Below are 26,606 nucleotides of genomic sequence, written 5' to 3' on the forward strand. Positions count from 1 at the left end.
CGCGAGCGGCGATCGCGGTTCTAACCGGGATCGCCGCTCACGAGCCGCGTGGTGGGAACGGACGAGTCAGCGCATCACTTCTTGAGGACCTCGACCGAGGAGTAGTCCGCGCGGCGGCGGAAGTCGAGGACCACGGTCTTGGTGTGCTTGGACTTGGCTGCGACGCCCTTCTCGTCCCACACCGGGATCGAGGGCAGGTCCTTCGCGATCAGGTCCTCGGCCTGCTGGTACAGCTTGACCGCGGCGTCCTTGTCCGCCGTCGAGTCGGCCTGCTTCAGCAGAGCGTCGACCTGCGGGTTGGAGTACGTCGAGTCGTTCGATGAGGCCCCGGTCCGGTAAAGCGGGTTGAGGAAGTCCTCAATGGACGGATAGTCCGCCGACCAGTCGGAACGGCCCATGCCGGTCAGCTTGTGGCCGGTCACGATGCTGCGCCACTGGCCGAAGTCGGTCGCCGGGACGAAATCGCATTCGACGCCGAGGGTGTTCTTGATGCTGTTGCACGCGGCCACCAACGGCTCCTTGCGGCCGCCGTCGGCGTTCGAGGCGATGGTGAGCTTGCCCTTGAACCCGGACTTCGCGAAGAGTTCCTTCGCCTTCGCCGGGTCGAACTTGCAGTACTCGCCGCACACGCCCGGCCGGTAGCCCGGAATGCCTTGCGAGACATAGCTGTCCGCCGGCACGTAGGTGTCGTGCATGACCGTCTTGGTGATCTGCGCGCGGTCGATCGCCATCGAGATCGCCCGGCGCAGGTCGAGGTTGTTGTAGCCGGGAACGTAGTACGGCACCGCGATCGTGCTGATTCCCAGCAGGTGCCCGGTGACCAGGTTGTCCTTGAGGTCGGTCTTGTACTTCTCCGCGGTGAGGGCGGACGGCGGCAGCGTCTCGATGAAGTCGAGTTTGTTGCTCAGCAGGTCCTGGTACGCGGTTTCCTGGCTGGCGTAGATCTTGATGTCCAGGTCCTTGAACTTGACCTTGTCCGCGCCCTGGTAGTCGTCGAAGCGGGTCAGCTTGATCTCGACGTTCGGCGTGCGGCTGACGAACTTCATCGGGCCGTTGCCGATCGGGTGCTTCGCGAAGGCCGCGGGGTCCTTGAAGAAGGAGTCCGGCAGCGGGTCGAAGGCGGTGTAGCCGATCTTCGTGGCGAAAACGGAGAACGGGGCCTCGAGGGTCACCTGGAACTCGTAGTCGCCCTTGACGACCAGGCCGGACATGGTGTCCTTGGTCGGCTTCGCCGTCTTGTCGGCGGGGTGGACGTCGGAGTAGCCCTGGATGTTCTCGAAGAACGTGCTGTTGATCTGGCCGTTCGCCGAATTGGCCCCGTAGTTCCAGGCGTCGACGAAGTTCTTCGCCTTGACCTCGGTCCCGTCGTGGAACTTCCAGCCGTGCTTGATCTTGATGTCGTAGACCTTGGAATCGCTCGTGGTGATCGATTCCGCCATCAAGTTCGACGGCTCGCCGTTCTCGCCCTTGTAGACGACGAGTCCCGCGAACATCGGGTCGACGGCCTTGGAACCGCCGAGTTCGTTGGTATTCGTGGGGATCAGCGTGTTCTGCGGCTCCGTTCCGTAGACCGTGAAGGTCCCGTTCGGATCCGCCTCTCCCGACGACCCGCTGCTGGATCCGCCGCCCCCACAGGCAGTCAGGAGCAGTGACAAGGTTGTCACGACTGCGGCCGCGCTCCAGAGCCTGGATGAACCCCGCATGTCCCCTCCGTTTCTAGCGTCCGAATAGCGAGATGGAGGCTAGCGTGATCGGCCCTTCGTAACCGGATCACCGGGTTGCACATGAATAACAACGCCGCCCGTCACCCAGACAGCTCACAACGAACTGCGGTTGATGACGTTCGGTCATTTTGGTACGGGTTCGGACGCGGGGTGCGCGCGTGGTTACCGGGGCACTGCGGAGCGTTCAGGCGAGCGACAAAGCGATCCCGTCCAGGATGTCGTGCTCGCTGACGACCAACTGGTCCGGACCACCGCGCGCGGCGAGTTCCTCGGCGAGCACCTGGACGACGACCGCGCCGCCGCCGATCACGTCGACCCGCCCGGGATGGATCACCGGGTTCGCGGCACGGGTCTCGCGGTCGGCCGCGAGGAGGTTCTGCGCGACCCGGTCGATCTCGCCGTGGGTCAGCTTCGACAGGTGGATGCGCTCGGAGTCGTACTCGGGCAGCGCCAGCGAAACCGCTGACAACGTGGTCACGGTGCCGGCCACGCCGATCCAGGTGCGGGCCTTCGCGACGTCCACGACGTCGAACGCCTCGGCGAGGATGCCGCGGGCCAGTTCGCGGGCGGTGGCGACCTCGTCGGCGGTCGGCGGGTCGCCCTTCAGCGCGCGCTCGGTGATCCGGACGCAGCCGATGTCGACCGATTTCGCGGCGATCACCTCGGCCTCGCGGCCGTTCCAGGTGCCCAGGACGAGTTCGGTGGAGCCGCCGCCGACGTCGACGACCACGAACGGGCCGTCCTCGGGGTCCTGCTCGCCGACCGCGCCGGTGAAGGACAGCCGGGCTTCCTCGTCGCCGCTGATCACCTCGGCCTCAACGCCGAGCGTCTCGCGGGTCATCGCGAAGAACTCGTCGCGGTTGCTCGCGTCGCGAGTAGCCGAGGTGGCGACCATGCGCACCTTCTCCACGCCCTTGCGCCGCGCGGCGACGGTGTAGTCCGCGAGCGCCGCGCGGGTGCGTTCGAGCGCTTCCGGCGCGAGCCTGCCGGTGGCGTCGACTCCCTGGCCGAGCCGCACGATGCGCATCTCGCGGTGCAGGTCGCGCAGGTCGACCGTGCCGTCGTGGCGCGGCGTCAACTCGGCGACGAGCAGACGGATGGAGTTGGTCCCACAGTCGATCGCAGCTACCCGAGGCATGGCCCCGACTTTACTTGGTCTCCGGCGCTTCGCGGGCAAGCCGGGCATAGGCGGGTCCTATGCCCCCTCACCGACATTTGGTCTTTGCTTTCCGCTCTTTTCCGCACGTACGGTTGCCGTGTTCGCCGCTTTCGGTTTCGCGGCGGTTTTCTTCTTCTTTTATCGAGAGGTTTAGCAGCATGCCCGATTACGGGATAGCGGGAAAGCGCGCGGTCGTCACCGGCGGTTCCCGCGGAATCGGCGCGGCAATCGTGCGGCAATTGCTGGAGGCGGGCGCTTCCGTGCTCACCACGGCCCGGTCGGCCGGCCCGGTGCCGGAAGGCGCGTCCTTCGTCGAGGCCGACGTCCGCACGCCGGACGGCGCCCAGACGATCGCCTCCGCCGCGCAGGAGGTCCTCGGCGGCGTCGACCTGCTGGTCCACAACGCCGGCGGCGCGCGTCCGCACCCCAACGCCCTGGCCATCCCCGACGACGAATGGCAGGACGCGCTGTCGGTGAACCTCCTGGCCGCGGTCCGCCTGGACGCGCTGCTGGCCCCGGGCATGCGGGACCGCCGCTCGGGCGCGATCGTGCACATCTCCACCGCCGCGGTCCGCCCGCCGTTCCCGCCATTCCTGCACTACGTCGCGGCGAAGACGGCCCTGGAGGCGTACAGCCAAGGCCTGGCCGCCGAACTGGCGCCCGCCGGCGTCCGGGTCAACACCGTGTCCCCCGGCCGGACCGCCACCCCCGGCGGCGTAGCGACCCGGGAGCAGTGGGCGAGCCTGTCGTCCGGCGGCCTTGAACTCCCCGGTGTCCCGCTGGGCCGGGACGGCGAACCCGACGACATCGCCAACGCCGTGCTGTTCCTGTTGTCCGACCAAGCGAACTGGCTGACCGGAAGCGGTCTGGCCGTCGACGGAGGCGAATACCCGCGATGAATGCTTATCAGGACAAAATTGTCGTCATTACTGGCGGCAGCACCGGAATGGGTTTCGCCACCGCGAAATTGTTCACCGACGGCGGCGCTCGGGTAATCATCACCGGCCGTTCGCAGCCACGCCTCGAGGCGGCGTTAACCCGACTCGGTAACGGCGCGACAGCCGTCCGCGGCGATGTGGCGTCGCTCTCCGACCTGAACGCGCTGGCGGCCCAGGTACCCGGCCCGGTCGACGCCCTGTTCGTCAACGCCGGGATGGCCCGGACGACACCGTTCGAGTCGGTCACCGAGGAGCAGTTCGACGAGCAGTTCGCGGTCAACGTCAAGGGCGCGTACTTCACCGTGCAGAAGCTCGCGCCACTGCTGCGCTCCGGGGCGGGCGTCGTCCTGACCACCTCGACCGCGAACGTCATGGGCCTGGCCGAAACCAGCGTCTACTCCGCGAGCAAGGCCGCCCTGCGGTCGATGGCCCGCACGCTCGCCTCCGAACTGCTCCCGCGCGGCATCCGGGTGAACGCGATCAGCCCCGGCCCCATCGACACCGACATCCTGGAAGCCGGGATGTCGGAGGAGGAAGCCGCGCAGTTCAAGGCAGCCCGGGCCGCGGCCAACCCGATGAAACGGCTGGGCACCCCGGACGAGATCGCCCGCGCCGTCGCCTTCCTGGCCTTCGACGCCACCTTCACCACCGGCATCGAACTGGTCGTAGACGGAGGCGACACGCAACTCTGAAGTTGTGCGGCAGGTGCCACCGACTGATACCAAGTCTCCTGCCGCAGGAACTCGAGCAACGCCATCTCCGCGGGCCCAGCCCCGGGCCGCACCGCCGCGACGACGGGCTGGGCCACGACCGGAAACACCGGCCGGACGAGGTGCTCATGGCCCTCCGGCACCGCCGACGCCGGAACGAGCGTCACGCCCAGCCCGTGCGCGGCCCACCGCACCGCCGTCGAGGTCTGCGACACCCGCGCGACCGCGGTCGGCTCCAATCCGTTGTCGCGCAACACTTCTGTCAGATGACCGTCGAGCGCGCTGTCCGGATCGAACCGGATCCAGTGTTCTTGTTCCAGCTCCCGCAAGGCGATCCGGTCCTTCTTGAGCAAGCGGTGCCCGGTGCCAAGGACGACGACGAACTCCTCGTCGCCAAGATGATGCCCCTCGTAAAGCCCCTCGTCGCACGCCGACCCCAGCAACGCGAGATCCAGCACCCCACGCCGGGCCAGCTGCTCCAGCTCAGCGGGGTTCGGCTCCTCGAAAACGGTCACCGCCAACCGCGGAAACCGCCTCCGCAAAGCAGCCAGCGCGCCCGGCAGCTGCCGGGTCCCCAACCCCATCTGCGCCGCGACGAGCAACTCGCCGACCAGCTCGTCCGCGCCCGCCCGCGCCGTGGCCTGCGCCCGCCGCGCCGCCCGCACTGCGACTTCGGCGTCCTTGAGAAACGCCCGCCCCACGACGGTCGGCACCAGTCCGGTAGGCGTGCGGGAGAAAAGCTGCACGCCGAGTTCCCGCTCAAGCCCGCGGATCTGCTGAGACACCGACGGCTGGGCGACGTGAAGCAGCTCGGCCGCAGCGGTCACCGACCCCGCCTCGGCGACCGCCAAGGCGTACTCGAACTGACGAAGACTCATCGGCTCCCCTGCGGTGGCGAGGGTTTGTAATGGTGTAAGCGAGGTTACCGGAGAAGATCTCATTGCCGGTTTCGCTGGTCAACCGGCAGCCGACGCCCCGCTGCTCGCCTGACTGCTGCTCGACGAGGTGCAGGTCGGAGTCGTCGGCGCAGTCGTCGTCGTAGTAGTCGTGGTGGTGGTGGACCCGCACGTCGGACTGGTCGGCGTATCGGTCGGACTGCCCGACGGAGCCCCGGACGAGCTGCCCGGCAGCGTCGTCCCGGTAGGCGTCACTGACGGAGCCCCAGTAGAGACCGGCGGCAACGACACCCCAGTAGTCCCCGGCGGCCTCGGCCCATTCCCCGGATTCGCTGGCGGCGCGGCGCTGGACGTCGCCGGCCCGGGAGCCCCGACCGGAACCGGACTGTCCGGCACCTGCGCGACGCCCTTGCGGTAGGCCTCCGCCCAGAGAATGACCGTGGTCACGTACGCGTCGGAGTTGTTGTAGCGGTAGATCGCAGTCCGCAACTGGTCCGGATTGGCCAGGTCGAGCCCGCCGGAGCAGAGATAACGCGCCGCCGCGAGCGAGGCGTCGAAGAGATTGCTGGGGTCGGCCTTGCCGTCGCCGTTGCCGTCCGCCGCGTACGTTTGCCAGGTCGCCGGGATGAACTGGAACGGCCCGACCGCGCGGTCCCAGACCGGGTCGTGGTCGAGCACGCCGTGGTCGGTGTCCGGGATCGCCGCGTACGGGCCAGTTCCGTTGAGCTGCGGCCCGAGAATCGGCTGAAGCGTCGTTCCCGCGGGGTCAACGTATCCGCCCCGCGCGTGATTCGACTCGATCCGCCCGATGCTCGCGATAAGCGCCCAGTCGATATGACACCCCGGCTGCTCTTTCCCCAAAACGTCAGCCGCGTGCCGATACGCGACGAGCGCGGTAGCCGGAATCCCGAGCGGCCCGTCCGGAAGGTCATACGCAGGAAGGGGAATCGGTGCGGGCGCATCAGGCAACCGCCCGTCTACGGCGACTCCGCGGATCCCTGGGTCGTAGCCCTGATCAGGCATAACGTCCGCCGTGTGCACCACCGGCATCCGCCCGACCCACCCGACGACCACTCCAGCACCGACGGTCGCCGGGAGTACTCCGAGAACTCCCGCAAGCACCGCGACCACCGTCCGATGCCGCGAAGCCACCCGCCGAGCCCGATAACGCCCCCGCCGCGCCCGAACCCGCACCCGGCCCATCCACCGAGGCTTATCCGGCGGCGGCCCGACAAGCACGGCTGTTCGCTTCTTGCTTTCGGTGGGTTCGTCTCCTTCAGCGCCAGCTACCTCATCGTCGGTGCGGCCTCCGTCGGCTGTTGTGCTAGTGGTTTCGCCATCGGTGCCACCCTCGCCGGTCCCGTCGCCACCGGCTGCATCGCCACCGGCAGGGGTAGCTACAGGGGCGACCCGGCGCTCGCCGACGTTCTCGCCGCCAACCAGAGTCCCGTCGGCGACCCCTTCACCGGCGGCATCGGCAGCCCCGCCATCAGCACTGGCTTCGCCACCCGCAGCGATCCCATCAGCCGAGCCACCGAGCGCATCGGCAACCCCGCCACCAACGGCAATCCCGTCCGCAGCCTCGCCGCCAACCACAGTCCCGTCAGCGACTCCGTCACCGGTGGCATCAGCGATCCCGCCGTCAGCACGGACCTCACCACCAGCAGCGATCCCGTCCGCAGCCTCGTCATCGACCGCTCCACCATCGGCCTCGGACTCACCAGCCGCCGCATCGCCAACTACATCGCCGCCAGCGCCGTCCACGCCGCGAGCTGCATCGCCGTCAGCAGCGATCCCGTCAGCTGCACCAACAACCCCGCGCTCGCCGACCTCACCACCACCAGCAGTCCCGTCGGTGCCCCCATCACTGGTTGCATCAGCAGCCCCGCCATCAGCACTGGCCTCGCCACCAACGGCAATCCCGTCCGCAGCCCCGCCACCGTCCGCACCACCACCGGCCCCGGACTCACCGATCGTCGCGTCGCCAGCTACTTCGCCGCCAGCACCCAACTCACCACCGGCAACCCGCTCACCCGCACCGTCCGCCGCCGGTTCCGCCCGAGTCTCCGCACCAGGAGACGCCTCAGCGCGCACCGACCGCCGAGATCTGCGTGGCACCCGCAATTTCCGCCCCTCCCCGGCACGCCCGGCGGTGCGCCCAGGCCCGCCTGCTCGGTGTGACACTCCGGTGCGCGCCGCGAAGCATTCCCACCCGGGCGGGCACCGGCCTCTGCTGTGCCTATCCGCGCCCGAGACCGGAGCGTTACCCGGCGCAGTCGCCCGTCGGCCAGCCCTGTTCGCGGACCCAGGCGAGGGTCTCGTCGCCGAACGGGTTCACTCCCGGGCCGGCCGCGAGTGTGTGCGCGAGATGGACGTGCAGGCATTTCACCCGTCCGGGCATCCCGCCCGCGGTCACCTGGGTGCCGAGCGATTCGATGGCGTCCCGCTCGGCGAGGTACGTCTCGTGCGTGCGCTGGTAAGTCTCCGCGAGTTCGGGATCGGTGGTGAGGCGTTCGGTCATCGCCTTCATCACGCCGGACGCCTCCAGCGTGCCCACCATCGACGTCAGCCGCGGGCAGGTCAGGTAGTACAACGTCGGGAACGGCGTTCCGTTCTCCAGCCGCGGACTGGTCTGGACCACCGAGGGATGCCCGCTGGGGCACCGCGCGGCCACCGCCCGCAAGGCCCGCGGCGGCCGTCCCAGCTGCTGCGCGATGACCTCCCGGTCGGCATCGGTGACGGGCTCGAATCGGGGTGTCTCCGTGCTGCTGTTCACGCTCTCCAGGCTAATGCCGCCGTCCGTCCGACCCGTCGAGACCTCTGCCGAAACGGCCGGGTTGTCCACAACCGGCACACCGTGTGGACAACTCGGCTCAGCCGCCTCCGCCGCGCTTCCGAAGTGTTTAACGTGGATGGCAGTCGAAGCTTCGCCACGAAATCAAGACACCGGAACAGCCCATCCCAGCCGCGAGAGAACGACCAGCACCCACGACATCAAGGAGCGTGCCCAACGAACCAAGAACCAACCGGCCGGAAACCTCAGCCCCCGGAAACCTGCGCCCAAAGGTTCTCGTACCAAGGCGCCTGCGGAGCGGGCTGCTGCCCCGGCTGAGCGGCCGTCGGCGAACCGGGCTGGTCCTCGGGCAGCTGGACCATCCACGGGGTCTCGCCAGGCTTCACGTACCGGAGCCGGCGGCGGGCTTCCGCCTCGATCTGGGCCGGGTCGCTCAGCTGGGCTTTGCGGTCGCGCAGCTGAGCGACCTCGTGCTGGAGCTGGGCGAGCTGCGCTTCCTGGTCACGGACCTCGGAACGCTGGGAAAGGTAGGTGCGCAACGGGACCGCGACGGTGAACGCCAGCGCGCACACGACGATCGCCACCACGGCGGCGCGCCGGGTGGTCGACATGCCGAGCACCTTGGCCGCACCGGAGGCGCGTTTCGCCGCCAGGCCGCGGCGCAGCCGGGCCCTGGTCGTCTCCGTCGTGCCCGCGCCGGTGCGGCGCCGGGCCGACGCGGGACGGCGGGCCCTGCTGGACCCGCTTCCCGCCGCCCGGCCGCCGCGGCGGCTGCGCGCCCTCCCCCGGTCGGCCATGTGCCCCTCAGGCCTCCGCGCTGAACCGCGGGAAGGCGAGGTCGCCGGCGTAGCGCGCGGCGTCCGCGAGGGTTTCCTCGATGCGCAGGAGCTGGTTGTACTTCGCGATCCGCTCGCCGCGCGCCGGGGCCCCGGTCTTGATCTGGCCAACGCCGGTGGCGACCGCGAGGTCGGCGATGAAGGTGTCCTCGGTCTCGCCGGACCGGTGGCTCATCATCGACTTGTAGCCGTACGAGGTGGCCAGCGACACCGCGTCCAGCGTCTCCGACAGGGTGCCGATCTGGTTGACCTTCACCAGCAGCGCGTTCGCCGCGCGGCGGGTGATGCCCTCCTCGAGACGGTCCGGGTTGGTGACGAACAGGTCGTCGCCGACGAGCTGGACCTTGTCGCCGATCTCGGAGGTCAGCTGGACCCAGCCGTCCCAGTCGTCCTCGCTCAGCGGGTCCTCGATGGAGACCAGCGGGTAGTCGCGCAGCAGTTCGCCGTAGTACGCGGACATCTGCTCGGCGCTGCGCTTCGAGCCCTCGAAGGTGTAGGCGCCGTCGGAGTAGAACTCAGTCGCGGCGACGTCCAGTGCGAGCGCGACGTCGCGGCCCGGCGCGTAGCCCGCCTTCTCGATCGCGGCGAGGATCAGGTCGAGCGCCTCGCGGTTGTTGGCGAGGCTCGGCGCGAAACCGCCCTCGTCGCCGAGGCCGGTGGCCAGGCCGCGGCCCTTCAGCACGGACTTCAGCGCGTGGTACACCTCGGTGCCCCAGCGCAGCGCCTCCCGGAACGACTCCGCGCCGATCGGCGCGATCATGAATTCCTGGATGTCGACGTCGGTGTCGGCGTGCGCGCCGCCGTTGAGGATGTTCAGCATCGGCACCGGCAGCACGTGCGCGTTCGGCCCGCCCAGGTAGCGGAACAGCTCCAGCTCGGCCGATTCCGCGGCGGCCTTCGCGACGGCCAGCGAAACGCCGAGGATGGCGTTCGCGCCCAGCCGCGACTTCGCCGGCGTGCCGTCGAGGTCCACCAGCTTCTGGTCGACGATCCGCTGGTCGACCGCTTCGACGCCGACCAGGTCCGGCCCGATCTCGTCGAGCACCGCGGCGACCGCGCGCTCCACGCCCTTGCCGTTGTAGCGACCGGTGTCCCCGTCGCGCAGCTCGACCGCTTCGTGCTCGCCGGTCGACGCGCCGGACGGGACCGCCGCCCTGGCCAGAGTGCCGTCGTCGAGCGCCACCTCCACCTCGACGGTCGGGTTCCCGCGCGAATCGAGAATCTCGCGCGCGCCTACCTGCTCGATGAGAGCCACGCTCTGCTCCTTGGTGGGTCGTGCCTGCGGTGACGCCGCCCAGAGTAACCGCCCAGCGGGTTCACCCGTTGGAGGCCAGGCCGGTACCGGGCCGTTCCGCTGCGTGTTCTCCAGCTCAGCCGGGCACTTCGCCGGTCTCGTCGGCGGCCTGGTCGTCCGGCCGGACTTCGCGCCACCCCGACGGCAGCTCGACCTGATCGGTCACCTGCTGCCAGAACGTCCAGCTGTTGCCGCCGGGATCGGCCACGGTGAAGATCCGCGCGCCGTAAGGCTGGTCCTGCGGCGGTTCCGGCGCGGCGTCCTCGCCGAGCGCCGCGGACACGCGCTCGTGCTGCGCGTCGACGTCGGTCACGTAGACGACGTTCAACTGCCCGACCGGCCCCTCGACCCCCTTGGCCTCCCAGTATTCGGGACCGACCCCGGCCAGCTGGAGGCGCGCGCCGCCCGCGCGGAGCGTCGCCTGGAAGACCTCGCCGGCCCCGTCCTCGAAGCGGACTTCCTCGGTGAAGCCGAACACCCTGGTCAGCCACGCGAGCGCGGCGGTCGCATCGCTGTAGTAGAGGTACGGCGCCAGTCCCAGGTAGTCGGGTTCCTGATCGCTGCTCATGGCGGAACAGTCCATCACGACTCGCCTGACGGTCGTGCAACGCCCTCCGCGCCGGTATCGTGAGGCGACCATGACGGACGCCGCAGCAGCCCCCGAACCCGACGGCGAATCGCGCTTCCGCAGGTTCCGCAACGCCGAGCATCTGGTCGCGCGGCGACGTCCGCTCGACGCGCTCAAAGAGCTCGAACCCCTGCTCGTCGACGAGCCGGACAAGCCGAGTGTGCAACTGCTCGCCGGGCGTGCGTACTTCCATTCCGCCCAGCTGCGCCGCGCCGAACGAGCCTTCACCCGCGTGCTGGAACTGGACCCCACTGATCATTACGCCAGGTTCGTGCTCGGCCGCACCCTCCAGCGCCTCGGCCGTTTGGCCGAGGCGCTCGCACAACTGCGGATGGCGTCGGCGATGAACCCGGTGCCGGAGTATCTCGAGGCGATCAGCGAGGTCAGGGCGAGGATCACGCTGAGCGACCGCTGAGCCCGCGTCTCCCGAATGTGCACGCGCGGAGGCACTCCCGGGCAACCGCCGGATCCAGCACGGCTCCGGCGCGTCTTCTGAAGTGAACAGGGCAGCGGGGAAGCCTGGCCATCCGGCGCCTCGGCTCGGCCGGTCGGCCGATCCGGGCAGACCGGGCGAAGCGCGATCCTTGGTGTCATCACAGAGAGCGATTAGAGGAGGCCGACATGACCGCGCTGACCGTGATCGGAGCGACCGCCGGGCTGATTGTGCTGGTGCTGATGGCGCTGGCGCCGACGCTCGTGGAACTGAACGAACGCCACCCGGTCCAGCCGCGCAAGCAGCCGGTGCGCGCCGAGGGTTTGCCGCAGAAGCCGGTGCGAGTGAGCGCCGCGCTGACGACCCACTGACTGCTGACCTCGTTGGATCGGGCCGGGTCGGGCCGTTGGTCAGGCTGGAAACGGGTTGCGGATTCAGCCGCTCACCCGGGCGGACCGGACTTCGAGGCGACCAGACCCCTGGCAAGCCATCGACCCAGTCCGCCGCACTGGCGAGCCGTAACGGCACATCGCTAGCTGCACATCGAAAAAGCCAAGTACAGCCGCAAAAATCAACGCGGCCGAAGATCGAGCCAAGCCGCCGTCGCCAACCGGCCAGGTCAGGCCATCTCGCCGACCACCGAGCAGGTCAAGCCGTGCCGTCAGCCAGGTGAGGCCATCTCGCCGACCAGCCGCTGGCCAACCGCTGGCCAGCCCGACCAACCCCGCTCAGGGTGCCACGCTTTCCGCCGCGAACGAATCCGCCGCGATGAAGACGTCCTGCACGTAGTTCACCGCCGGGTTGTACAACAGCATCGCTTTCCACCAACCCCCCGGAGCGCCCAGGTCGTCGTCGCCGGAGCAGAGGTAGCGGGCGGCCGTGAAGGCCGCGTCGTCGAGGTTGCGGGGGTCGGCGGGTTTGCCGTCGCCGTTTGCTCGCTGGGTGTGTTTGTGCCAGGCGGCGGGCATGATCCGCAGCGGGCCGACGCGGTGGTCGGCGGTGCGGTCGCCGTCGAGTTTTCCCTGGTCGGTGTCCGGGCCTTCCGCCGGGCCGGGGTTCACCGCCATGGTGCCGTCCTCGCCGGGTTTTTCCGTTCCGAAGGCCAGGTTTCCGATCGCCGCCAGCGTCGCCCACGACAGGTGGCACGACGGTTTCTGCCGCTGCATCCACATTTCCGCGCGGCCGTACGCGGCGAGCACTCGCGCGTCCAATCGCGTTTTTCCGGCGACCCGGGTCGCCCACGCGTCCAGTTCCGCTTGATCGGACACCAGCGGGCGGTCCGGCGGGGCGGCCAAGCCGACCCGGGGAGCTTCGGTGCCGGGCTGCGGACGCGGTTCCGGCTTGGCCGAAACGGGGGGCGGACCGGCCGCGGCGGGAGGGGCGGGCGGGTTCGGATTCTGGATTCCGATGGTCACCACCAGCACGACCCCGGTCAGCACCAGGCCCAGCGCAAACGCGATGCGGCTCGGGTAGCGGCGCGGCGGGCCCGCCGGAGACGGGGCGATGGTCGGCTGAGTGGTATCGGCCACCCGGACAGGTTACTGATGAACCCGGCTGAGGGACGCTGGACTGGGCGAATGGCAAGCGGATGGTTAACTCGGCACTTGAGCCGCCCAGGTCACACAATTCGTTACGTGACTCCTCGGCGACGCCCTGACCTGCGGTTACCCTAACCTAACTCCCCGCAGAACGTCGTTTTGCCCGTTTTGCCGGACCCGTTCAGCGAAACTCCCTCTGGACTTACAGGCAAGCCTTACCTAAAAACATCAGGTCAGGTAGTCGAAGGAGGGCTGAACAGTGGTGTTTTCAAGCGCGCTCATCGGGCTGCGCGAAGGCCTCGAAGCCGCGCTTGTGGTGAGCATCCTGGTCGCCTTCCTGGTCAAAACGGAGCGACGGCACGCGCTGCGGTTCGTGTGGCCGGGGGTCGGCGCGGCCGTATTGCTGTCGGTCAGCGTCGGCGCGATCCTCACCTACAGCACCGCGCAGCTGAGTTTCGAGCATCAGGAACTGCTCGGCGGCACGCTTTCCATCGTCGCGGTCATCTTCGTCACCGCGATGATCTTCTGGATGCGCAAGGCTTCCCGGCACATCGCGGCCGAACTGCGCGGCAAGATGGAGGACGCGCTCAAGGTCGGTCCGGCGGCGGTGCTGCTGCTGTCGTTCCTCGCGGTGGGCCGCGAAGGGCTCGAAACCGCCGTCTTCTTCTACTCGGCCGTGCAGACCGCGCAGTCCGACACCCTGCAGCCGCTGATCGGGTTCGTGATCGGGATCGCCGCCGCGATCGTGCTCGCCTACCTGCTCTACCGCGGCGCGGTGCGGTTCAACCTGGCGAAGTTCTTCACGATCACCGGCGTGCTGCTCGTGTTCGTCGCCGCCGGTGTCCTCGGCTACGGCCTGCACGACCTGCAGGAAGCCGGCTTCATTCCCGGCCTGACCACGCTCGCCTTCGACGCGTCGAGCACGCTGCCGGAAACCTCGTGGTACGGCGCGCTGCTCAAGGGGATCTTCAACTATTCGCAGCAAACCACTGTGCTGCAAGCGATCGCGTGGGTCGCGTACGTGGCGATCGTGCTTCCGCTGTTCCTCAAGCCTGCCCGCAAGAACAAGACCGAAGCGGCACCCGCCGCCCCGGCCGCCGTCAAGGAGTGACCGTGCCCCAGTTCCGCAAAACCTCGACGGCTGTGCTCACCGGCCTCGGCGCCCTCGTCGCGCTGACCGCCTGCGACAGCACGAACTCCGCGTCCGGTCCCTCCGGCGCGGCCTCGGGCGGGCCGATCAAGGTCGAGGCGTCCGACACCGCCTGCTCGGTGTCGGCGACGACCGCGGCCGCGGGCAACCTGACCTTCGAGATCGCCAACAAGGGCAGCAAGGTCACCGAGTTCTACCTCTACGCCGAGGGCGACCGGATCATGGGCGAGGTCGAGAACATCGCGCCAGGACTGAACCGGCGGCTCATCGTCGAGGTCCCGGACGCGGGCAAGTACCAGACCGCTTGCAAGCCCGGCATGGTCGGCAACGGCATCCGCGGCGACTTCACCGTCACCGGCGGCGCGCAGGGCGCGAGCAACGCCAACGCGCAGAAAGCCGCTGCTACCAAGGGTTACGCCGCCTACGTCGAGAACAACAGCTCGGCGCTGGAGGCCGAAACGGCGAAGTTCGTCGCCGCGGTGAAGGCAGGCAAGACTGACGAAGCGAAGGCCGAGTACGCGCGCACCCGCGTGTTCTACGAGCGGATCGAGCCGGTCGCGGAGAAGTTCGGCGATCTCGACCCGTCGATCGACGCCCGCGAGGCCGACGTCGAGCCGGGCCAGCAGTTCACCGGCTTCCACCGGCTGGAGAAGGACCTGTGGACCACCGGCCTGAAGCCGGACAGCCCGCAGATCGCGGACAAGCTGCTCACCGACGTCAAGGCACTCGTCGCCAAGACCAAGACGCTGCAGCTGAGCGTGCTGGACCTGGCCAACGGCGCGAAGGGCCTGCTCGACGAGGTCGCGACGAAGAAGATCACCGGCGAGGAGGAGACCTTCTCGCACACCGACCTGTGGGACTTCCAGGCCAACCTCGACGGTTCCAAGGGCGCGATCGCTGCGCTGCGGCCGATCCTGCAGGAGCGCGACGCGACTCTGGTGTCCACTTTGGACAAGGAGTTCGCGAACGTGCAGGGGCTGCTGGACAAGACCCGCTCCGGGGACGGTTTCAAGTACTACAACGAGCTCTCCCAGGACCAGATCAAGGCGTTCGCCTCGGCGGTCGACGCGCTGAGCGAGCCGCTCAGCAAGGTCGCGGAGGTCGTGGCCAAGTGACTGAGGAGGGAACCCAGGTTTCCCGCCGGAAGCTGTTCGGGCTGGCCGGCGCCGGAGTCGCGCTGGCCGGCGCGGGCGCGGCGGCCGGTGTCGGCTTCGACCGGCTCGGCGGCGACACCCCTGCCGCGGCCGCGACGTCCAAGGTCGACTTCCACGGCGAGCACCAGGCGGGCATCGTCACCCCGGCACAGCCGAACCTGCATTTCGCCGCGCTCGACGTGACCACGAAGGACGCCAAGAAGCTCCGCGAACTGCTGCGCACCTGGACGGCCGCGGCAAGGCGGATGACGGCGGGCCAGGAGGTCGGCCCGAACGGCGCGCTCGCCGGGTCCGCGCAGGCCCCGCCGGACGACACCGGCGAGGCGCTCGACCTGCCCGCCTCCGATTTGACGCTGACGATCGGCTTCGGCCCCTCGCTCTTCGACGACCGGTTCGGCCTCGCCGCGAAACGTCCGCCGCAGCTGATCGACCTGCCCGCGTTCCCGAAGGACAAGCTCGACCCGGCTCGCAGCGGCGGCGACCTGTGCATCCAGGCCTGCGCGAACGATCCGCAGGTCGCGGTGCACGCGGTGCGCAACCTGGTGCGGCTGGGCTTCGGCGTCACCGAGGTGCGCTGGTCGCAGCTCGGGTTCGGCCGCAGTTCGTCGACGTCGCGCTCGCAGCAGACGCCGCGCAACCTGTTCGGATTCAAGGACGGCACCAACAACGTCAAGGCCGAGGACACCGACGTGCTCCGCGACCAGGTGTGGGCGCAGGCCGGCGACGGACAGGCGTGGATGGCTGGCGGCACCTACCTGGTGGCGCGCCGGATCCGGATGCACATCGAAACGTGGGACCGCGAAACGCTCGCCGGACAGGAGCAGATTGTCGGGCGCACCAAGGGAACTGGTGCGCCGCTGGGGCAGACCGGCGAGTTCGACCAGGTCGACCTGCAGGTCGGCGGCGCGGGCGGGACCCCGCTGATCGCCGAGGACGCGCACATCCGGCTGGCCTCGCGCCAGACCCGCGAGGGCGTGCAGATCCTGCGCCGCGGCTACAACTTCGTCGACGGCTCCGACGGTGTCGGCCACCTCGAGGCGGGGCTGTTCTTCCTGGCGTTCAACCGGGATACGCGCACGCAGTACGTCCCGATGCAGCAGGTGCTGTCGTCGAAGGACGCGATGATGGAGTACCTGCAGCACACCGGTTCCGCACACTTCGCGATCCCGCCGGGCCTTACCCCGACCAGCGACTGGGGTACCGGGCTCTTCTCCTGACCAGTACAAACCTCGCCGCCCCGCCACTGCGTGGGACCGGTTGCCGGCGCCTTCCGGGCAAGCGACGGTGACCGCGTTCATCCGTGCGAGGTGAGGAGTTCGGTCGTGGTCGCTGTGGCACAGCCGCGGTTCGGGGTGTGGGCGGTCGTCTACGGGTCGTGGGGCCCGTTCGATCATCCGGACGATCCGGTGGACGCGAGCTGGGAACGCAACCGGCGGCTGATCGTCGAGGCCGACCGGCTCGGTTTCGATTCGACGCTCATCGCGCAGCACGTGGTGAACCCGTTCGGCGACGAGCTGGATCAGCTGGAAACGTGGACGTCCGCAGCGGCGCTCGCCGCGCTCACTGAGCGGATCGAGATCATCGCGGCGATCAAGCCGTATCTCGTGCATCCGGTGGTGCTGGCCAAGCAGGCGCTGCAGATCCAGGAGATCAGTGGCGGCCGGTTCGGGCTGAACCTGGTCAACGCCTGGTACAAGCCGGAATTGGCGCGAGCCGGCATTCCGTTCGCCGAGCACGACGAACGGTACGAGTACGGCCGCGAGTGGATCAGCGTCGTGCGCGGTTTGCTGGCCGGTGAGCGGGTTTCGTTCGAGGGCAGGCATTTCCAGGTCGACGGGTACCAGCTGCGGCCCGCTGGTTCTTCGCCGACGGTGTATGTCGGCGGCGAGTCGGACCCGGCGCGAGCGCTGGTGGCGGACAAGGCCGACGTGTGGTTCATCAACGGGCAGCCGCGGGAGAACGTCGCCCGGCTGATCGACGACGTCGCCGCGCGCCCGAGGGTCGGCCCGCCGGTCCGATTTGGACTGTCGGCGTTCGTGGTCGCCCGCGAAACCGACGCCGAGGCCGAAGCGGAACTGGCGACGCTGTGGGAACTGGCCGAGGCGGGCAAGGCGCGCTGGGAAGCGCTGGTGGCGGACGCCGATCCGAAAGCGGTGATGTTCCAGACGTTCGCGAAGTACCCGCACATAGGCACGAACGGCGGCACCGCGGCCGGGCTGGTGGGCAGTTACGACACCGTCGCACAGCGGATCCGCGAGTGGGCTGACCTGGGAATCGAGACGTTTATGCTGCAATTTCAGCCCTTCGAAGCGGAGATGCGACGGTTCGCCGAGCAGGTGATCCCCCGCGTGCGCTTGACTTCAAGCAAACTTGAACTTGCACAGTAGGTGCATGTTCACCGACGCAGAACTCAGCTACCTGGCCGACCAGCCCCTCGCCCGGGTCGCCACGCAGCAGCCGAACGGAACCCTGCAGGTCAGCCCGGTCGCGTTCGCCTGGAATCCGGAGACGCGGACCATCGACGTGACCGGGTACCACCTGACCAAGAGCCGGAAATACCGCAACGTCGAGGCCAACGGCCAGGTCGCCATCGTGATCGACGACCAGCCCTCGACGACGCCGATGCGCATCCGCTGCTTGGAGATCCGCGGCCGGGCGGAAGCCGTGCCGGACGCCTTCGCACCGGACGGCCACCTCGACGGCGCCGTCATCCGCATCCACCCGCAGCGCATCATCAGCATGGGCATCGACGACCCCGACCGCGAACCGCTCGAGGTGAAGCCGAACAACCGGAACGTTTGAAGCCGCGCCAGTCCGCAGTCCCGCCCCTGCCCGGGGGAGGGACGGGGCTGCGGCTCGCTTCACCGGTCCACGGGCTCTCAACGCCGAGCACCCACCATCGCGTACGCCGTCGTGCCCGCCACGAACAGCAACCCGGCCGTCCACCACGCCGCCTCGGCGTCCGCCGTCGCCATCGGCCACGCCACGACGTCGTAGGCCCGGCCAACGGCACTCGGGACGAACACCGCCGTCATCGCCCAGCCCATCGGCAGCGTCCAGCCGAATTGTCCGCCGAACAGCGTGGCCGCCAGACCGGTCAGACCGAGAAGCCCGGCCGTGGTGCGGAGGGTCCAGGCGGTGTCCGTCGAGAGGTCGGCGAGGCCTTGTGCCGCGAGCATTACTCCGCTGCCCACCACACCGATCAACAAGAGGTGCGACAGCCTCCGGGGCGGCCAGAGGAAGGAGGCCGTGCGGTCCAGATCGAGGTCCTGTCCGCTGAGGCCCACGCCCGCCACCGCGACCGCGGCGCCGAGGGTGATTGTCGCGAAGATCATCGACCAGCCGTCTCCCAGCAGCAGCGGGAGAACGACGGCACAGAGCAACACCGCTGCCAATGCCGCCGTGAGGTGGCGAGAACGCGCGTACAGCGCTATCCACCGCATTAGCGCGCACCTTCCATCAGGACCTTCAGCGGGTCACCAGTGCAGGACAGCTCCAACTGCCGGGCCGCAGCGACCCGAGCGGTCTGCTCCGCCTCGGGCACGACCTTGAGCGCGGACCACGCCGGGTCCGTTCGAGTCCGCAGCGGAGGCTGCGAGTACGAGGTCGGCGGCGCGTACGAGCCTGCCAGCCACTGCGCCATGACCCAGCGCGCGGCGTCCTCCCGGTCGTTCTTCTCGCCGCCGTAGGACGGGGCGTGGCAGGGCAGCGTCCCGGCACCATTCAGCAGCGCCATGGTGAGGCGGTGACCGTTTTTGTCATACAACGCATAGGAGTCCTGCTGCATCAGCAGCCGGGATGGATCTCGCGGACCCACTTTGGTGTTCCGGAACGACACTGTCGATTCCTCGACCCGGCTCGGACGTTGCGGCAGTTTCTCCAGCAGCCGCAAGGCTTCCTTGCCCGGTCCGGCCACAGTGGACAGCCAATCCTCGTGCAGCCGCGTGACGCACACAGGGCCGTCGCACACGAGAGCGGCGGCCGTCTTGTCGACGGTGTAGTTGTTCTCCGGCGCTGCGGGGAACAACGGCAAGGCCACAGCCAGCCCGGCCGCCACCGGGAGCAGCGCGAGCACCTTGACTCGCGCCGAACTGGCGAACAGCACCAGGAATCCGGCCGCGGAGAGCCCGAGCAACCAGGCCAGCTGCCCGATCTGCACCGCCGGCGCTGGCACGTCGAACGGACCTCGCGGCTGCAACTGCCCGATCCCCAGCAACGCGGCCGGATTCGGGACCCGTTCGGTCTCGCCCGACACCTGCAGCACCAGCCCGCCGACCAGGGCCAGCACCGCGAGCGCCGGAGCGGTGATCGGATACGGCAGCAGCCGCCCGAGGCCAAGCCCCAGCGCCACCCCGGCGACCACGGACAGCACTCCGAGCAGCAGTTGCGTCATCCACGCCGCGGTGAACATCCCGCCGTCGGCTACGGCCTGCCCGCCCCCGGCGGCGACCAGCACCAGATAGCCGGCCACCGCGGCGAGCCCGACGGCGGACGCGAGCGTCCTGCCCCGCTGCCCGGCGGGCCTTGGCGTGGAACGGAACAGCTCGCCGACGCCGGCGCGGGCGTCCCGCATCCCCTGGATCGCCGCGGTCCCGACGATGATCGGCCACAACAGCACCAGCAGGTAGCGAGACCAGCCGACCGCGGTCAGCCAGGTGGCGTCCCAGGCCGCGGAACCGTGGCTCCACGGCCCTCGGGAGAACAGCAGAAACCCCAGCCCCACCACCAGGAACACGACGGGCAGCCACGGGGCGACGGTGCGCCGGAGTTCGATCCGGAACGCGCTCATCACCAGGCTCCCTTCCCCTTGGCGTGCCCGAGCAGCGCCGAATAGCCGCGCTCGATCGCACTGTCGCCGACGTCCGCCTCACTGCCCGCCCCGGCCAGATCGGCCGGCGTGCCTTGGAAAACCAGCTTCCCGGCGGCGAACAGGACGACGTCCGAGCAGGCCGCGGCGACGTCCTCGACCAGATGGGTGGACACGACGACGCACGCGTCCCGGCCGATTTCCTGCAGCAGCTCCCGAAATCGCAGCCGTTGCGCCGGATCGAGCCCGGCCGTGGGTTCGTCGAGCAACAGGAGCACCGGATCGTTCACGATCGCCTGCGCGATGCCGACGCGGCGGACCATTCCGCCGGACAGGGTCTTCATCTTGTCCTCGGCGCGCTCGGCGAGACCGACGCGCTCGATCGCGCGCTGTACCGCCCCCGGCACCTCCTGTTTCGGCATTTCCTTGAGCCACGCCATATATTCGACGAACTCACGGACGGTGAACCGCTTGTAGTACCCGAAGGTCTGCGGCAGGTACCCGATCCGGCGGCGCAGTGCGCGCTGGTCGAAGCGCCCCCCGATCGGCGCCCCGAGCAGCGCCAGCTCGCCTTCCGTCGGCCGCAGCACTGTGGCCAGCGTGCGGATCAACGTGGTCTTGCCCGCGCCGTTCGGCCCCAGCAGCCCGTGCACCCCCGTGCCGAGCGTGAGGTCGAGGCCGTCGACCGCCATCCGGTTGCGGCCGACCCGCACTTTCAGTCCCTGTGCCTGGATTTCCCAGGCGTAGGTCGCCGGAGCGACCTCGGCGGCTTCCATAGCCCGCATCGGTGTCCCCTCTCGTTTCCGTCAGTGATGCGCGGCGAGCCGCGTGAAGGTGTTCCGGCGAAGCACTACGAACACGGCCGCGACGACGGCGGCCGCCAGCCAGCCCGGCCAGGCGGCGGCCTCCAGCAGTACCGAGCCCCCGAACGCGATGCTCGGCACCACCAGCGCGCCGAGCCACAGGCCGATCAGGATCGACGCCGCCCAGGCGACGCCGATGAACGTGCCGAGCGCGAGGGTCCCCGTGGTGAACGCGAGACTCGGCAGCAGCCCGAACCCCATCCGCGCGCCGACCAGCCAGCCGGCGAGGAGCAGCACCGCCAGCACCGGCACCACGACCGCCGTGGTCCGCCGCAGGATCAGCTCCAGCCCGGCCCGCGGGGTCGCCGCGGTGAGTTCGTACGACGGATCCAGCCCGCGCGACCACGCCGCCGCCACCCCGAAGACCGGCAGCACGGGGGAAAGCAGCTGCACGAACGACAGCCCGTCGCGAAGCGACCGGTCGAGGTAGACCGACAGCGCGCCGACCACGAGGACCATCACCAGCCACGGGACCATCACCGGGGTCGCCCAGCACCGCAGCCACCCGGCGGCCCGCCGCGGCATCGGCTGCGGCGCGCGGGCGAGGTCCGGCTCCAGCCCGGCCCAGACGGTGCCGAGCAGACCGGCCACCTCGGCGGTGGACGCGCCGGCGAGCCGCGCCCGGCATTGCGCGCACTTTTCCAGGTGCCCTTCGATCGCCCATGCCTCGTCCCCCGGCAGTTCGCGACCGGCGACGTAACCGGCGAGCATCCGGTCGGATACGTGGTTCACGGCTTGACCTCCTTCGGCGAGTCCTGGTTTCACGACAACGCCTCCCGCATCGCGATCCGGGCACGGCGGGCCCGGGTTTTGACCGTGCCCTCCGGCAGGTCCAGCAGGATCGCGGTCTCCCGGACCGACAATCCGTCGAGCACCATGGCCTGCAGGACCTCGCGCAGCTCCGGCGCGAGACTCCGCAAGGCCTCGCCCACCGAATCGCCGACCGTGCCGGCCAGCGCCTCTTCCTCGGCGGCCGGTGCGGACAGCGCCTCCTGCGCCGCGGGCGGAGGATGCGCGTGGTGCGCACGCCGCCGGTAGGCGTCGATAAGCCGCCGCACCGCGATCGTCCACACCCAGCCCACGGCTGAGCCACCGGCGACGACGCCTGCGAACGAACCCGCGGCGCGCCACACGGCGAGGTAGGTCTCCTGCATCACCTCCGAGACCATCTGGTCGTCGGAACAGCGGTGCCGCAGGCGAATCGCGAGCCACGGCGACGTGCGGCGATAGAGCTCTTCGAACGCCGCACGGTCACCGCGGGCGGTGCGCCGGAGGAGATGCTCCTCGTCCGGCTCCCTGGGTGGCTTGTGTCTCACACCAGGCAAGACGCCACCTCCGCGCTTCCGGTTCTCAAAAATGAGTGACTTGGGTCACATTTGTGGAGCCGGGGTGATCCGGACGCCGGGCGCAATCGTGCCCGGGGGACGGAGGGGGCGGGGGCGGATGGGGGACGGCTCCGTCAATCGGGTGAGAGCGGCCAGCGAGAGTCGATGGAGGAAGGTGCGGCCGGGGTGGCGAGCAGGGCAATGCCAACCTGTGCGAAGTGCCCGTCGGTCAGCGCGGGCGCCCATCAGCGCCAGCGCGAAGTGCCCGTCAGCCAGCGCGAGCGCCCATCAACGCCAGCGCGAAGTGCCCGTCATTGCGAGGAACGATGGCCAGCGCGGGTGCTCCGCGCTCCGCAAATCGGCCAGTGCACACGAAAGCGCAGCGACTCGCGGAAGGCAAGCGAGAGCACAAGAATCGAGCACAGACTCGAGAGACCAAGCAGCACGCCAGAACCCGCGCGGGGCCAGACTAAACCCTCGACAGCCGTCAACTCCACAAGCCACAGAAACCTAAGCGGCGCAACAAAACCGGCTCAAGCCGAAGGCCAGAACTTCCGCCAGCCCTCAGCCTCCAAGGTCGCCGGTTCCACCCCGGCTTTCCGTGCCGCCGTCTCCGCCGCGCGGATGTCGCGGGCGAACTGCTTCGCTACCGCGCGGAGCTCACCCTCTGGGTCCAACCCGCCTCGGCGCGCGGTCGCCGCCGTCCGGAACAGCTGGGCGGGGGCCGAGGAGTCCTGCGGGAACAGGTCCAGCGGGATCCCGGCCCGGCCGCTGCGCTGGCCCAGTTTTCCGGCAAGGGCGACGGCGGGCTGACCGAGCGCCACACCATCCACAATGGACTTACGTTGCTTCTCCGCCTGCTTCAGTTCTTCCCACTTCAGCTCCTGGTGCTCGGCCGTGGCGATGCGGGCCGCGTCGGCGAAGACGTTCGGGTGGCGGCCGACCAGTTTGTCCACCAGGTCGCCGGCCACGTCGTCGATGGTGAAGGGGGCGCGGCCGTGTTCGGCGGCGACGCGGGCGTGGAACAAGACCTGCAGCAGGACGTCGCCCAGTTCCTCGCGCAACGCCGCCCGGTCGTTGTCCTCGATGGCTTCCAGCAGTTCGTACGTTTCCTCGACCAGGTACTGCCGCAGGGATTCGTGCGTCTGCCGGGCGTCCCACGGGCAGCCGCCCGGGGAGCGCAGGCGGTCCATGACCTCGACCGCTTCCACGAGCGGGGGCACCGGCGTTTCGATCAACTGCGCACCGTCGGCGAGCATCGCTGCGGCGGTCGGTTCCGCGCGGGAGGCGGCGAGCAGCACGATGTCCGCGGAGGGTTGGCCTACTGGCGGGACGCCGAACTGCGCGGGATCGACGTCGCTCGCGGCATACACGGCACTAGTGCGAAGCAGGGGCAATGCGGCCGCGGGCAGCGTCGCGCCGTGGACCAGGACTACGGTGCCGGTCACTGCTGCGCCGGGGCACCGCCGCCGCGCAGCGGCACGGCCACGCCCGTGACCTCGGCCGCGCTCGGAGCGAGGTTCATGCCGACCGGGTCCCACACGCCGTAGCGCGGGTTGATCTTGAAGTCCACCTTGCCAACATACGGCTGAAGCATCCGCACGCCGATCGCGCCCAGCTGGGCCGCCGTCGGCTGCTGGACCTGGTCGGTGGCGACCTTCGAATCGGTCGTCCGCTTCCGCACCACGGCGGTGACCCACCAGGTCGGCGCGCTCGCCGGGTTCGGCTGGAACGCGATGGCGGTGTTCGCGGGCACGCCGAACAGCACGGTCGCGGCGTCCTGCGGCGACGACAGCGCGGGAGCCTGCTGGCCGACGTTGCCCTGCGCGCCGCCGCGGATGTCGGCCTGGATCGCACCCGGGTTGGCCGCGTACTCCTCGGCCTTGGCGATGGCCTGGCCGCGCGCGGCCTTCGGGTCGATCGACGGGGCCTGGCTCTCCGAGGTCGGCGCGCCGATGCTGGTGTAGTCGAAGTTCACCGCGAGCGTCGGCAGGTACTTCAGCGCGATCCGCTGCTGCAAGTACTGATCGGTGACGGCTTCGCGGTGATCGCGCAGCCGCCAGACGAGCTGGGTGACGGCCGCCGACTGGTCCTGCGTGACGGACTCGGGCACCGGCGACGCGAGCGGATCTTGTTGCATGGCCTCGGTGACGGTGGCCTCGTCGACCGAGATGCCTTCCTTCTGCGCGGCCTTTACGACGACCTCGTGCAGCAGCGTCTGCCGGACGATCTCGCGCCCGACCAGGTCGAGCTGGTGCCGCGTGGCGAGCTGCCGGGCGTACGGCTGCTCCTGCACGGCGCGGTCGAGCAGCGCCTGGACCTGGTCGATGGTGGTGACCTGACCGTCGACGACCGCGGCGGTGCCCACCTGACTGGAGCCGGTACCGCATCCGGCGAGAAGGAAAGCTCCGGCGAGAACGGCGCCCAGCGCACGACGGCACCCCATGATCCGCATCACAGGTCCTACCCTCTCACATGCCCTCGAAACGCAACACCATCGAGGCATTCAGCGGGCTATTGTCGACATATGGACTCTTGGTTGTCGATCGAAGTCCTCGACGGGGCCTTCGCGGCGAGCGCGTGGCAACGCGCTCACGGCGACCGTCTGACCGAGGCCGCGCTGACCAACGGCGCCGAGCAGTGGACGTGGCACGTTCACCGCTGGGGCGTGACGCTGGAGATCGAGTTCTCCTCGGAAGAAGAACGAGATCGCTTCCGGCAACTGCCCGCCGTGACCGGCGCCCTCGACGCGGTACCGGATCCAGAACGCGGACTGCTCGTGTACCCGGGTCGCGGCGGCGGTTCGGGAGCCCGGGTGCCGCGGCGTCCCCGGCCGTTGCCGATGTCCGGCTGCGGTGCGTTGCCGACGCCGCAGGAGGAAGTGTCGTTGCGGCTGGCTACCGCGCAACCGCCGGGGTTCGAGGTCTGCCCGGCGAATTGAGGGCGGTCATCGGAACGCGGCGAGGTTCTCCGTCGCCCACTGGCGGAAAATGCGGCCAGGGCGTCCGGTGATCGCGCAGCTCGATCTCCTGGCCGAGCGCTTCCGCCAAAATCTTTGCCTGGTCCCGGAAACTGAGCACCTCCGGCCCGCCCAAGCTGATCGTCTCGCTGGCTAATTCGTCGGTGGACAGCGCTAGTTCGGCGAGGTCAGCGGTGCGGACAGGAGGGCCCGTTCCACCAGCGAATGGTGGCGGGCCAACGCATTGTGCTCGGCGTCGGGCAAGGTCACTGAGTCCGAGGAGAGCAGCACTGCCGGCGGACTCCGGCCGAAACGGCGGCGTTCAGCAGTTCCTCGACGCCGGACGGCTCGGCGTAGAGGAACATGCTGTTCCGGGGCGCGGCTGGCAGCTCGGACGTCGGGCAAGCAGCGCAGCAGGATCGCGCCGATACCGCCACGAGCGCCGGTGGTCAGGACCGTCAAGGGGTGCCTCCGCGGGGAATTCGGTTCTGCGCCCCACCTTCCCCCGCTCGCTGATCGAGTCCAACAAAGATTAGTGGTCGCATTGATCGAGCAGTGCTATGAATCGGCCATAGAGTTGCGGCAGCTCGAGTGCTTCGTCGCGATCGCGGAGGAAGCCAGCTTCACCCGTGCCGCGACCCGGCTGCACCTCGCGCGGGCCACGGTGTCGGCGACCATCGCTTCGCTGGAACGAGAGCTGCACGACCAGGCGCGTCAGCCTCACCGAGGCCTGCCTCGCGCTTCTGCCGAAAGCACGCGCCGCGCTCGATGCCGCCCAATGCTCGCGACACCGTGCACGCGGTCCGGGGCGGGCTGCGCATCGGGACGATGAGTTCCCTCGGGCTGATCGACTTGCCCGCGTTGCTGGGCGGCTTCCACCGCGAGCACCCGCGCGTGTCGGTTCACCTCGCGACCGCGTCGTCCGAAGGCGGATCGCCCGGGCTGATCGCGGCGATCGCCGAAGGGCGGCTCGATCTCGCCCGCCAGCCACGGTGCAGCTGCGGACACTGACGTCCACGCCGCTCGATCTCGTGGTTCCCCGAGATCATCCGTTCGCCCACCGGAACGACCTGGCGCTGACCGACCTGGCGGAGGAACCGTTCATCGATTTCCCGCTCGGCTACGGAAATCGCGCCGTGACCGACCGCGCGTTCGCCGCCGCCGGGGTACGACGGCACCTCGCCATCGAGATCAACGACATCACCGCGGGTACCGATTTCGTCCGGCAGGGGCTTGGCGTGGCACTGCTGCCCCGGGCGATCCTCCCGGCCGACGACGACCTCGTCGCACTGCCGATCGCCGACGCCGACCTGGACTGGCCCATCGCACTGGCCACCCCGGCGGGACGCACCCCCGGGGCCGCCGCCAAGGCGTTCACCAAGCTAGTGACGGAATAGC

Annotated in this window: 27 protein-coding genes and 2 pseudogenes; 13 read left to right on the forward strand and 16 right to left on the reverse strand. The window is 69.4% G+C overall.

The genetic code is table 11. The annotated features are described in order from the left end of the window. Positions 1-74: 74 nt before the first annotated feature. Together ACZ7SW_RS37625 and ACZ7SW_RS37630 are read right to left on the reverse strand one after the other, a co-directional pair. Positions 75-1,703, reverse strand: coding sequence for a peptide ABC transporter substrate-binding protein (locus ACZ7SW_RS37625; protein WP_470235130.1), 1,629 nt, complete (start codon positions 1,701-1,703; stop codon positions 75-77). A 205-nt stretch (positions 1,704-1,908) separates the two neighbouring features. After that, a complete protein-coding gene (locus ACZ7SW_RS37630; RefSeq protein WP_470235131.1) occupies positions 1,909-2,862 on the reverse strand; it encodes a Ppx/GppA phosphatase family protein in 954 nt (317 codons plus the stop codon). A gap of 179 nt (positions 2,863-3,041) precedes the next feature. Here ACZ7SW_RS37630 and ACZ7SW_RS37635 point away from each other — a divergent pair, with 179 nt between their 5' ends. Together ACZ7SW_RS37635 and ACZ7SW_RS37640 are read left to right on the forward strand one after the other, a co-directional pair. Then, positions 3,042-3,782, forward strand: a complete 741-nt coding sequence (locus ACZ7SW_RS37635) for an SDR family oxidoreductase (RefSeq protein ID WP_470235132.1) — start codon at positions 3,042-3,044, stop codon at positions 3,780-3,782. A gap of 47 nt (positions 3,783-3,829) precedes the next feature. Continuing rightward, positions 3,830-4,513, forward strand: coding sequence for an SDR family oxidoreductase (locus ACZ7SW_RS37640; RefSeq protein ID WP_470235181.1), 684 nt, complete (start codon positions 3,830-3,832; stop codon positions 4,511-4,513). Between the two features lie 47 nt (positions 4,514-4,560). On the opposite strand, the pseudogene ACZ7SW_RS37645 reads toward ACZ7SW_RS37640, so the two are convergent. After that, positions 4,561-5,472: pseudogene (locus ACZ7SW_RS37645) on the reverse strand (LysR family transcriptional regulator); the annotation flags it as partial. A gap of 15 nt (positions 5,473-5,487) precedes the next feature. Continuing rightward, positions 5,488-6,450, reverse strand: a complete 963-nt coding sequence (locus ACZ7SW_RS37650) for a lytic transglycosylase domain-containing protein (protein WP_470235133.1) — start codon at positions 6,448-6,450, stop codon at positions 5,488-5,490. A gap of 12 nt (positions 6,451-6,462) precedes the next feature. Between ACZ7SW_RS37650 and ACZ7SW_RS37655 the strand changes: the two genes are divergently transcribed. Then, the gene (locus ACZ7SW_RS37655) at positions 6,463-7,608 is read left to right on the forward strand and encodes a hypothetical protein (protein ID WP_470235134.1); all 1,146 of its coding nucleotides are present in this window, start codon (positions 6,463-6,465) and stop codon (positions 7,606-7,608) included. An 82-nt stretch (positions 7,609-7,690) separates the two neighbouring features. On the opposite strand, the gene ACZ7SW_RS37660 is transcribed toward ACZ7SW_RS37655, so the two are convergent. The 4 genes from ACZ7SW_RS37660 to ACZ7SW_RS37675 all read right to left on the reverse strand — a co-directional run bounded on the left by ACZ7SW_RS37660 (position 7,691) and on the right by ACZ7SW_RS37675 (position 10,919). Then, a complete protein-coding gene (locus tag ACZ7SW_RS37660) occupies positions 7,691-8,212 on the reverse strand; it encodes a DUF501 domain-containing protein (RefSeq protein WP_470235182.1) in 522 nt (173 codons plus the stop codon). 254 nt (positions 8,213-8,466) lie between these two features. Next, complete coding sequence (locus tag ACZ7SW_RS37665) at positions 8,467-8,832, reverse strand: septum formation initiator family protein (protein WP_078870811.1); 366 nt, start codon at positions 8,830-8,832, stop codon at positions 8,467-8,469. 193 nt (positions 8,833-9,025) lie between these two features. Continuing rightward, entirely contained in the window at positions 9,026-10,312 is a 1,287-nt protein-coding gene (gene eno, locus ACZ7SW_RS37670; protein ID WP_344280197.1) for a phosphopyruvate hydratase, read from the reverse strand. 115 nt (positions 10,313-10,427) lie between these two features. Further along, the gene (locus ACZ7SW_RS37675) at positions 10,428-10,919 is read right to left on the reverse strand and encodes a VOC family protein (RefSeq protein ID WP_470235135.1); all 492 of its coding nucleotides are present in this window, start codon (positions 10,917-10,919) and stop codon (positions 10,428-10,430) included. Positions 10,920-10,989: 70 nt separating this feature from the next. Here ACZ7SW_RS37675 and ACZ7SW_RS37680 point away from each other — a divergent pair, with 70 nt between their 5' ends. Then, entirely contained in the window at positions 10,990-11,394 is a 405-nt protein-coding gene (locus tag ACZ7SW_RS37680; protein WP_470235136.1) for a tetratricopeptide repeat protein, read from the forward strand. A 206-nt stretch (positions 11,395-11,600) separates the two neighbouring features. Then, positions 11,601-11,783 carry a hypothetical protein gene (locus tag ACZ7SW_RS37685; protein WP_470235137.1) on the forward strand — a complete coding sequence of 61 codons (183 nt, stop codon included), beginning with the start codon at positions 11,601-11,603 and terminating at the stop codon, positions 11,781-11,783. 357 nt (positions 11,784-12,140) lie between these two features. Here ACZ7SW_RS37685 and ACZ7SW_RS37690 read toward each other — a convergent pair whose 3' ends face one another. Then, the gene (locus ACZ7SW_RS37690) at positions 12,141-12,941 is read right to left on the reverse strand and encodes a lysozyme family protein (RefSeq protein WP_470235138.1); all 801 of its coding nucleotides are present in this window, start codon (positions 12,939-12,941) and stop codon (positions 12,141-12,143) included. 268 nt (positions 12,942-13,209) lie between these two features. Here ACZ7SW_RS37690 and efeU point away from each other — a divergent pair, with 268 nt between their 5' ends. From efeU to ACZ7SW_RS37715, 5 genes are all read left to right on the forward strand, one after another. After that, the gene (gene efeU, locus ACZ7SW_RS37695) at positions 13,210-14,061 is read left to right on the forward strand and encodes an iron uptake transporter permease EfeU (RefSeq protein ID WP_470235139.1); all 852 of its coding nucleotides are present in this window, start codon (positions 13,210-13,212) and stop codon (positions 14,059-14,061) included. Between the two features lie 2 nt (positions 14,062-14,063). After that, the gene (gene efeO, locus ACZ7SW_RS37700; RefSeq protein WP_470235140.1) at positions 14,064-15,215 is read left to right on the forward strand and encodes an iron uptake system protein EfeO; all 1,152 of its coding nucleotides are present in this window, start codon (positions 14,064-14,066) and stop codon (positions 15,213-15,215) included. Further along, a complete protein-coding gene (gene efeB, locus ACZ7SW_RS37705; protein WP_470235141.1) occupies positions 15,212-16,471 on the forward strand; it encodes an iron uptake transporter deferrochelatase/peroxidase subunit in 1,260 nt (419 codons plus the stop codon). Before efeO ends, efeB begins: the two co-directional genes overlap by 4 nt. Positions 16,472-16,576: 105 nt before the next feature. Next, on the forward strand, positions 16,577-17,641 hold the full coding sequence (locus ACZ7SW_RS37710) for an LLM class flavin-dependent oxidoreductase (protein WP_470235142.1): 1,065 nt from the start codon (positions 16,577-16,579) through the stop codon (positions 17,639-17,641). A 4-nt stretch (positions 17,642-17,645) separates the two neighbouring features. Further along, positions 17,646-18,056 carry a PPOX class F420-dependent oxidoreductase gene (locus ACZ7SW_RS37715; RefSeq protein WP_470235143.1) on the forward strand — a complete coding sequence of 137 codons (411 nt, stop codon included), beginning with the start codon at positions 17,646-17,648 and terminating at the stop codon, positions 18,054-18,056. A 77-nt stretch (positions 18,057-18,133) separates the two neighbouring features. Here the strand turns inward: ACZ7SW_RS37715 and ACZ7SW_RS37720 are convergent, their stop codons facing one another. The 7 genes from ACZ7SW_RS37720 to ACZ7SW_RS37750 form a co-directional block, all read right to left on the reverse strand. Then, positions 18,134-18,697 carry a hypothetical protein gene (locus ACZ7SW_RS37720; RefSeq protein ID WP_470235144.1) on the reverse strand — a complete coding sequence of 188 codons (564 nt, stop codon included), beginning with the start codon at positions 18,695-18,697 and terminating at the stop codon, positions 18,134-18,136. Then, the gene (locus ACZ7SW_RS37725; RefSeq protein ID WP_470235145.1) at positions 18,697-20,043 is read right to left on the reverse strand and encodes a hypothetical protein; all 1,347 of its coding nucleotides are present in this window, start codon (positions 20,041-20,043) and stop codon (positions 18,697-18,699) included. Before ACZ7SW_RS37725 ends, ACZ7SW_RS37720 begins: the two co-directional genes overlap by 1 nt. After that, complete coding sequence (locus ACZ7SW_RS37730; protein WP_470235146.1) at positions 20,043-20,846, reverse strand: ABC transporter ATP-binding protein; 804 nt, start codon at positions 20,844-20,846, stop codon at positions 20,043-20,045. Before ACZ7SW_RS37730 ends, ACZ7SW_RS37725 begins: the two co-directional genes overlap by 1 nt. A 21-nt stretch (positions 20,847-20,867) precedes the next feature. Then, the gene (locus ACZ7SW_RS37735) at positions 20,868-21,656 is read right to left on the reverse strand and encodes a zf-HC2 domain-containing protein (RefSeq protein ID WP_470235147.1); all 789 of its coding nucleotides are present in this window, start codon (positions 21,654-21,656) and stop codon (positions 20,868-20,870) included. Between the two features lie 29 nt (positions 21,657-21,685). After that, positions 21,686-22,240 carry an RNA polymerase sigma factor gene (locus ACZ7SW_RS37740; RefSeq protein WP_470235183.1) on the reverse strand — a complete coding sequence of 185 codons (555 nt, stop codon included), beginning with the start codon at positions 22,238-22,240 and terminating at the stop codon, positions 21,686-21,688. A 542-nt stretch (positions 22,241-22,782) separates the two neighbouring features. After that, positions 22,783-23,697 carry a nucleoside triphosphate pyrophosphohydrolase gene (locus ACZ7SW_RS37745; RefSeq protein ID WP_470235148.1) on the reverse strand — a complete coding sequence of 305 codons (915 nt, stop codon included), beginning with the start codon at positions 23,695-23,697 and terminating at the stop codon, positions 22,783-22,785. Continuing rightward, complete coding sequence (locus ACZ7SW_RS37750; protein ID WP_470235149.1) at positions 23,694-24,704, reverse strand: hypothetical protein; 1,011 nt, start codon at positions 24,702-24,704, stop codon at positions 23,694-23,696. Before ACZ7SW_RS37750 ends, ACZ7SW_RS37745 begins: the two co-directional genes overlap by 4 nt. A gap of 72 nt (positions 24,705-24,776) precedes the next feature. Between ACZ7SW_RS37750 and ACZ7SW_RS37755 the strand changes: the two genes are divergently transcribed. The 3 genes and pseudogenes from ACZ7SW_RS37755 to ACZ7SW_RS37765 all read left to right on the forward strand — a co-directional run bounded on the left by ACZ7SW_RS37755 (position 24,777) and on the right by ACZ7SW_RS37765 (position 26,605). Next, entirely contained in the window at positions 24,777-25,190 is a 414-nt protein-coding gene (locus tag ACZ7SW_RS37755) for a hypothetical protein (RefSeq protein ID WP_470235150.1), read from the forward strand. Positions 25,191-25,743: 553 nt separating this feature from the next. Further along, positions 25,744-26,040: a LysR family transcriptional regulator gene (locus ACZ7SW_RS37760; protein ID WP_470235151.1), complete on the forward strand. Its 297-nt coding sequence runs from the start codon at positions 25,744-25,746 to the stop codon at positions 26,038-26,040. Then, a pseudogene (locus tag ACZ7SW_RS37765) lies at positions 26,037-26,605 on the forward strand (LysR substrate-binding domain-containing protein). Before ACZ7SW_RS37760 ends, ACZ7SW_RS37765 begins: the two are co-directional and overlap by 4 nt. Position 26,606 lies beyond the last annotated feature (1 nt).

This window comes from Amycolatopsis sp. NPDC114484, from assembly GCF_055633755.1.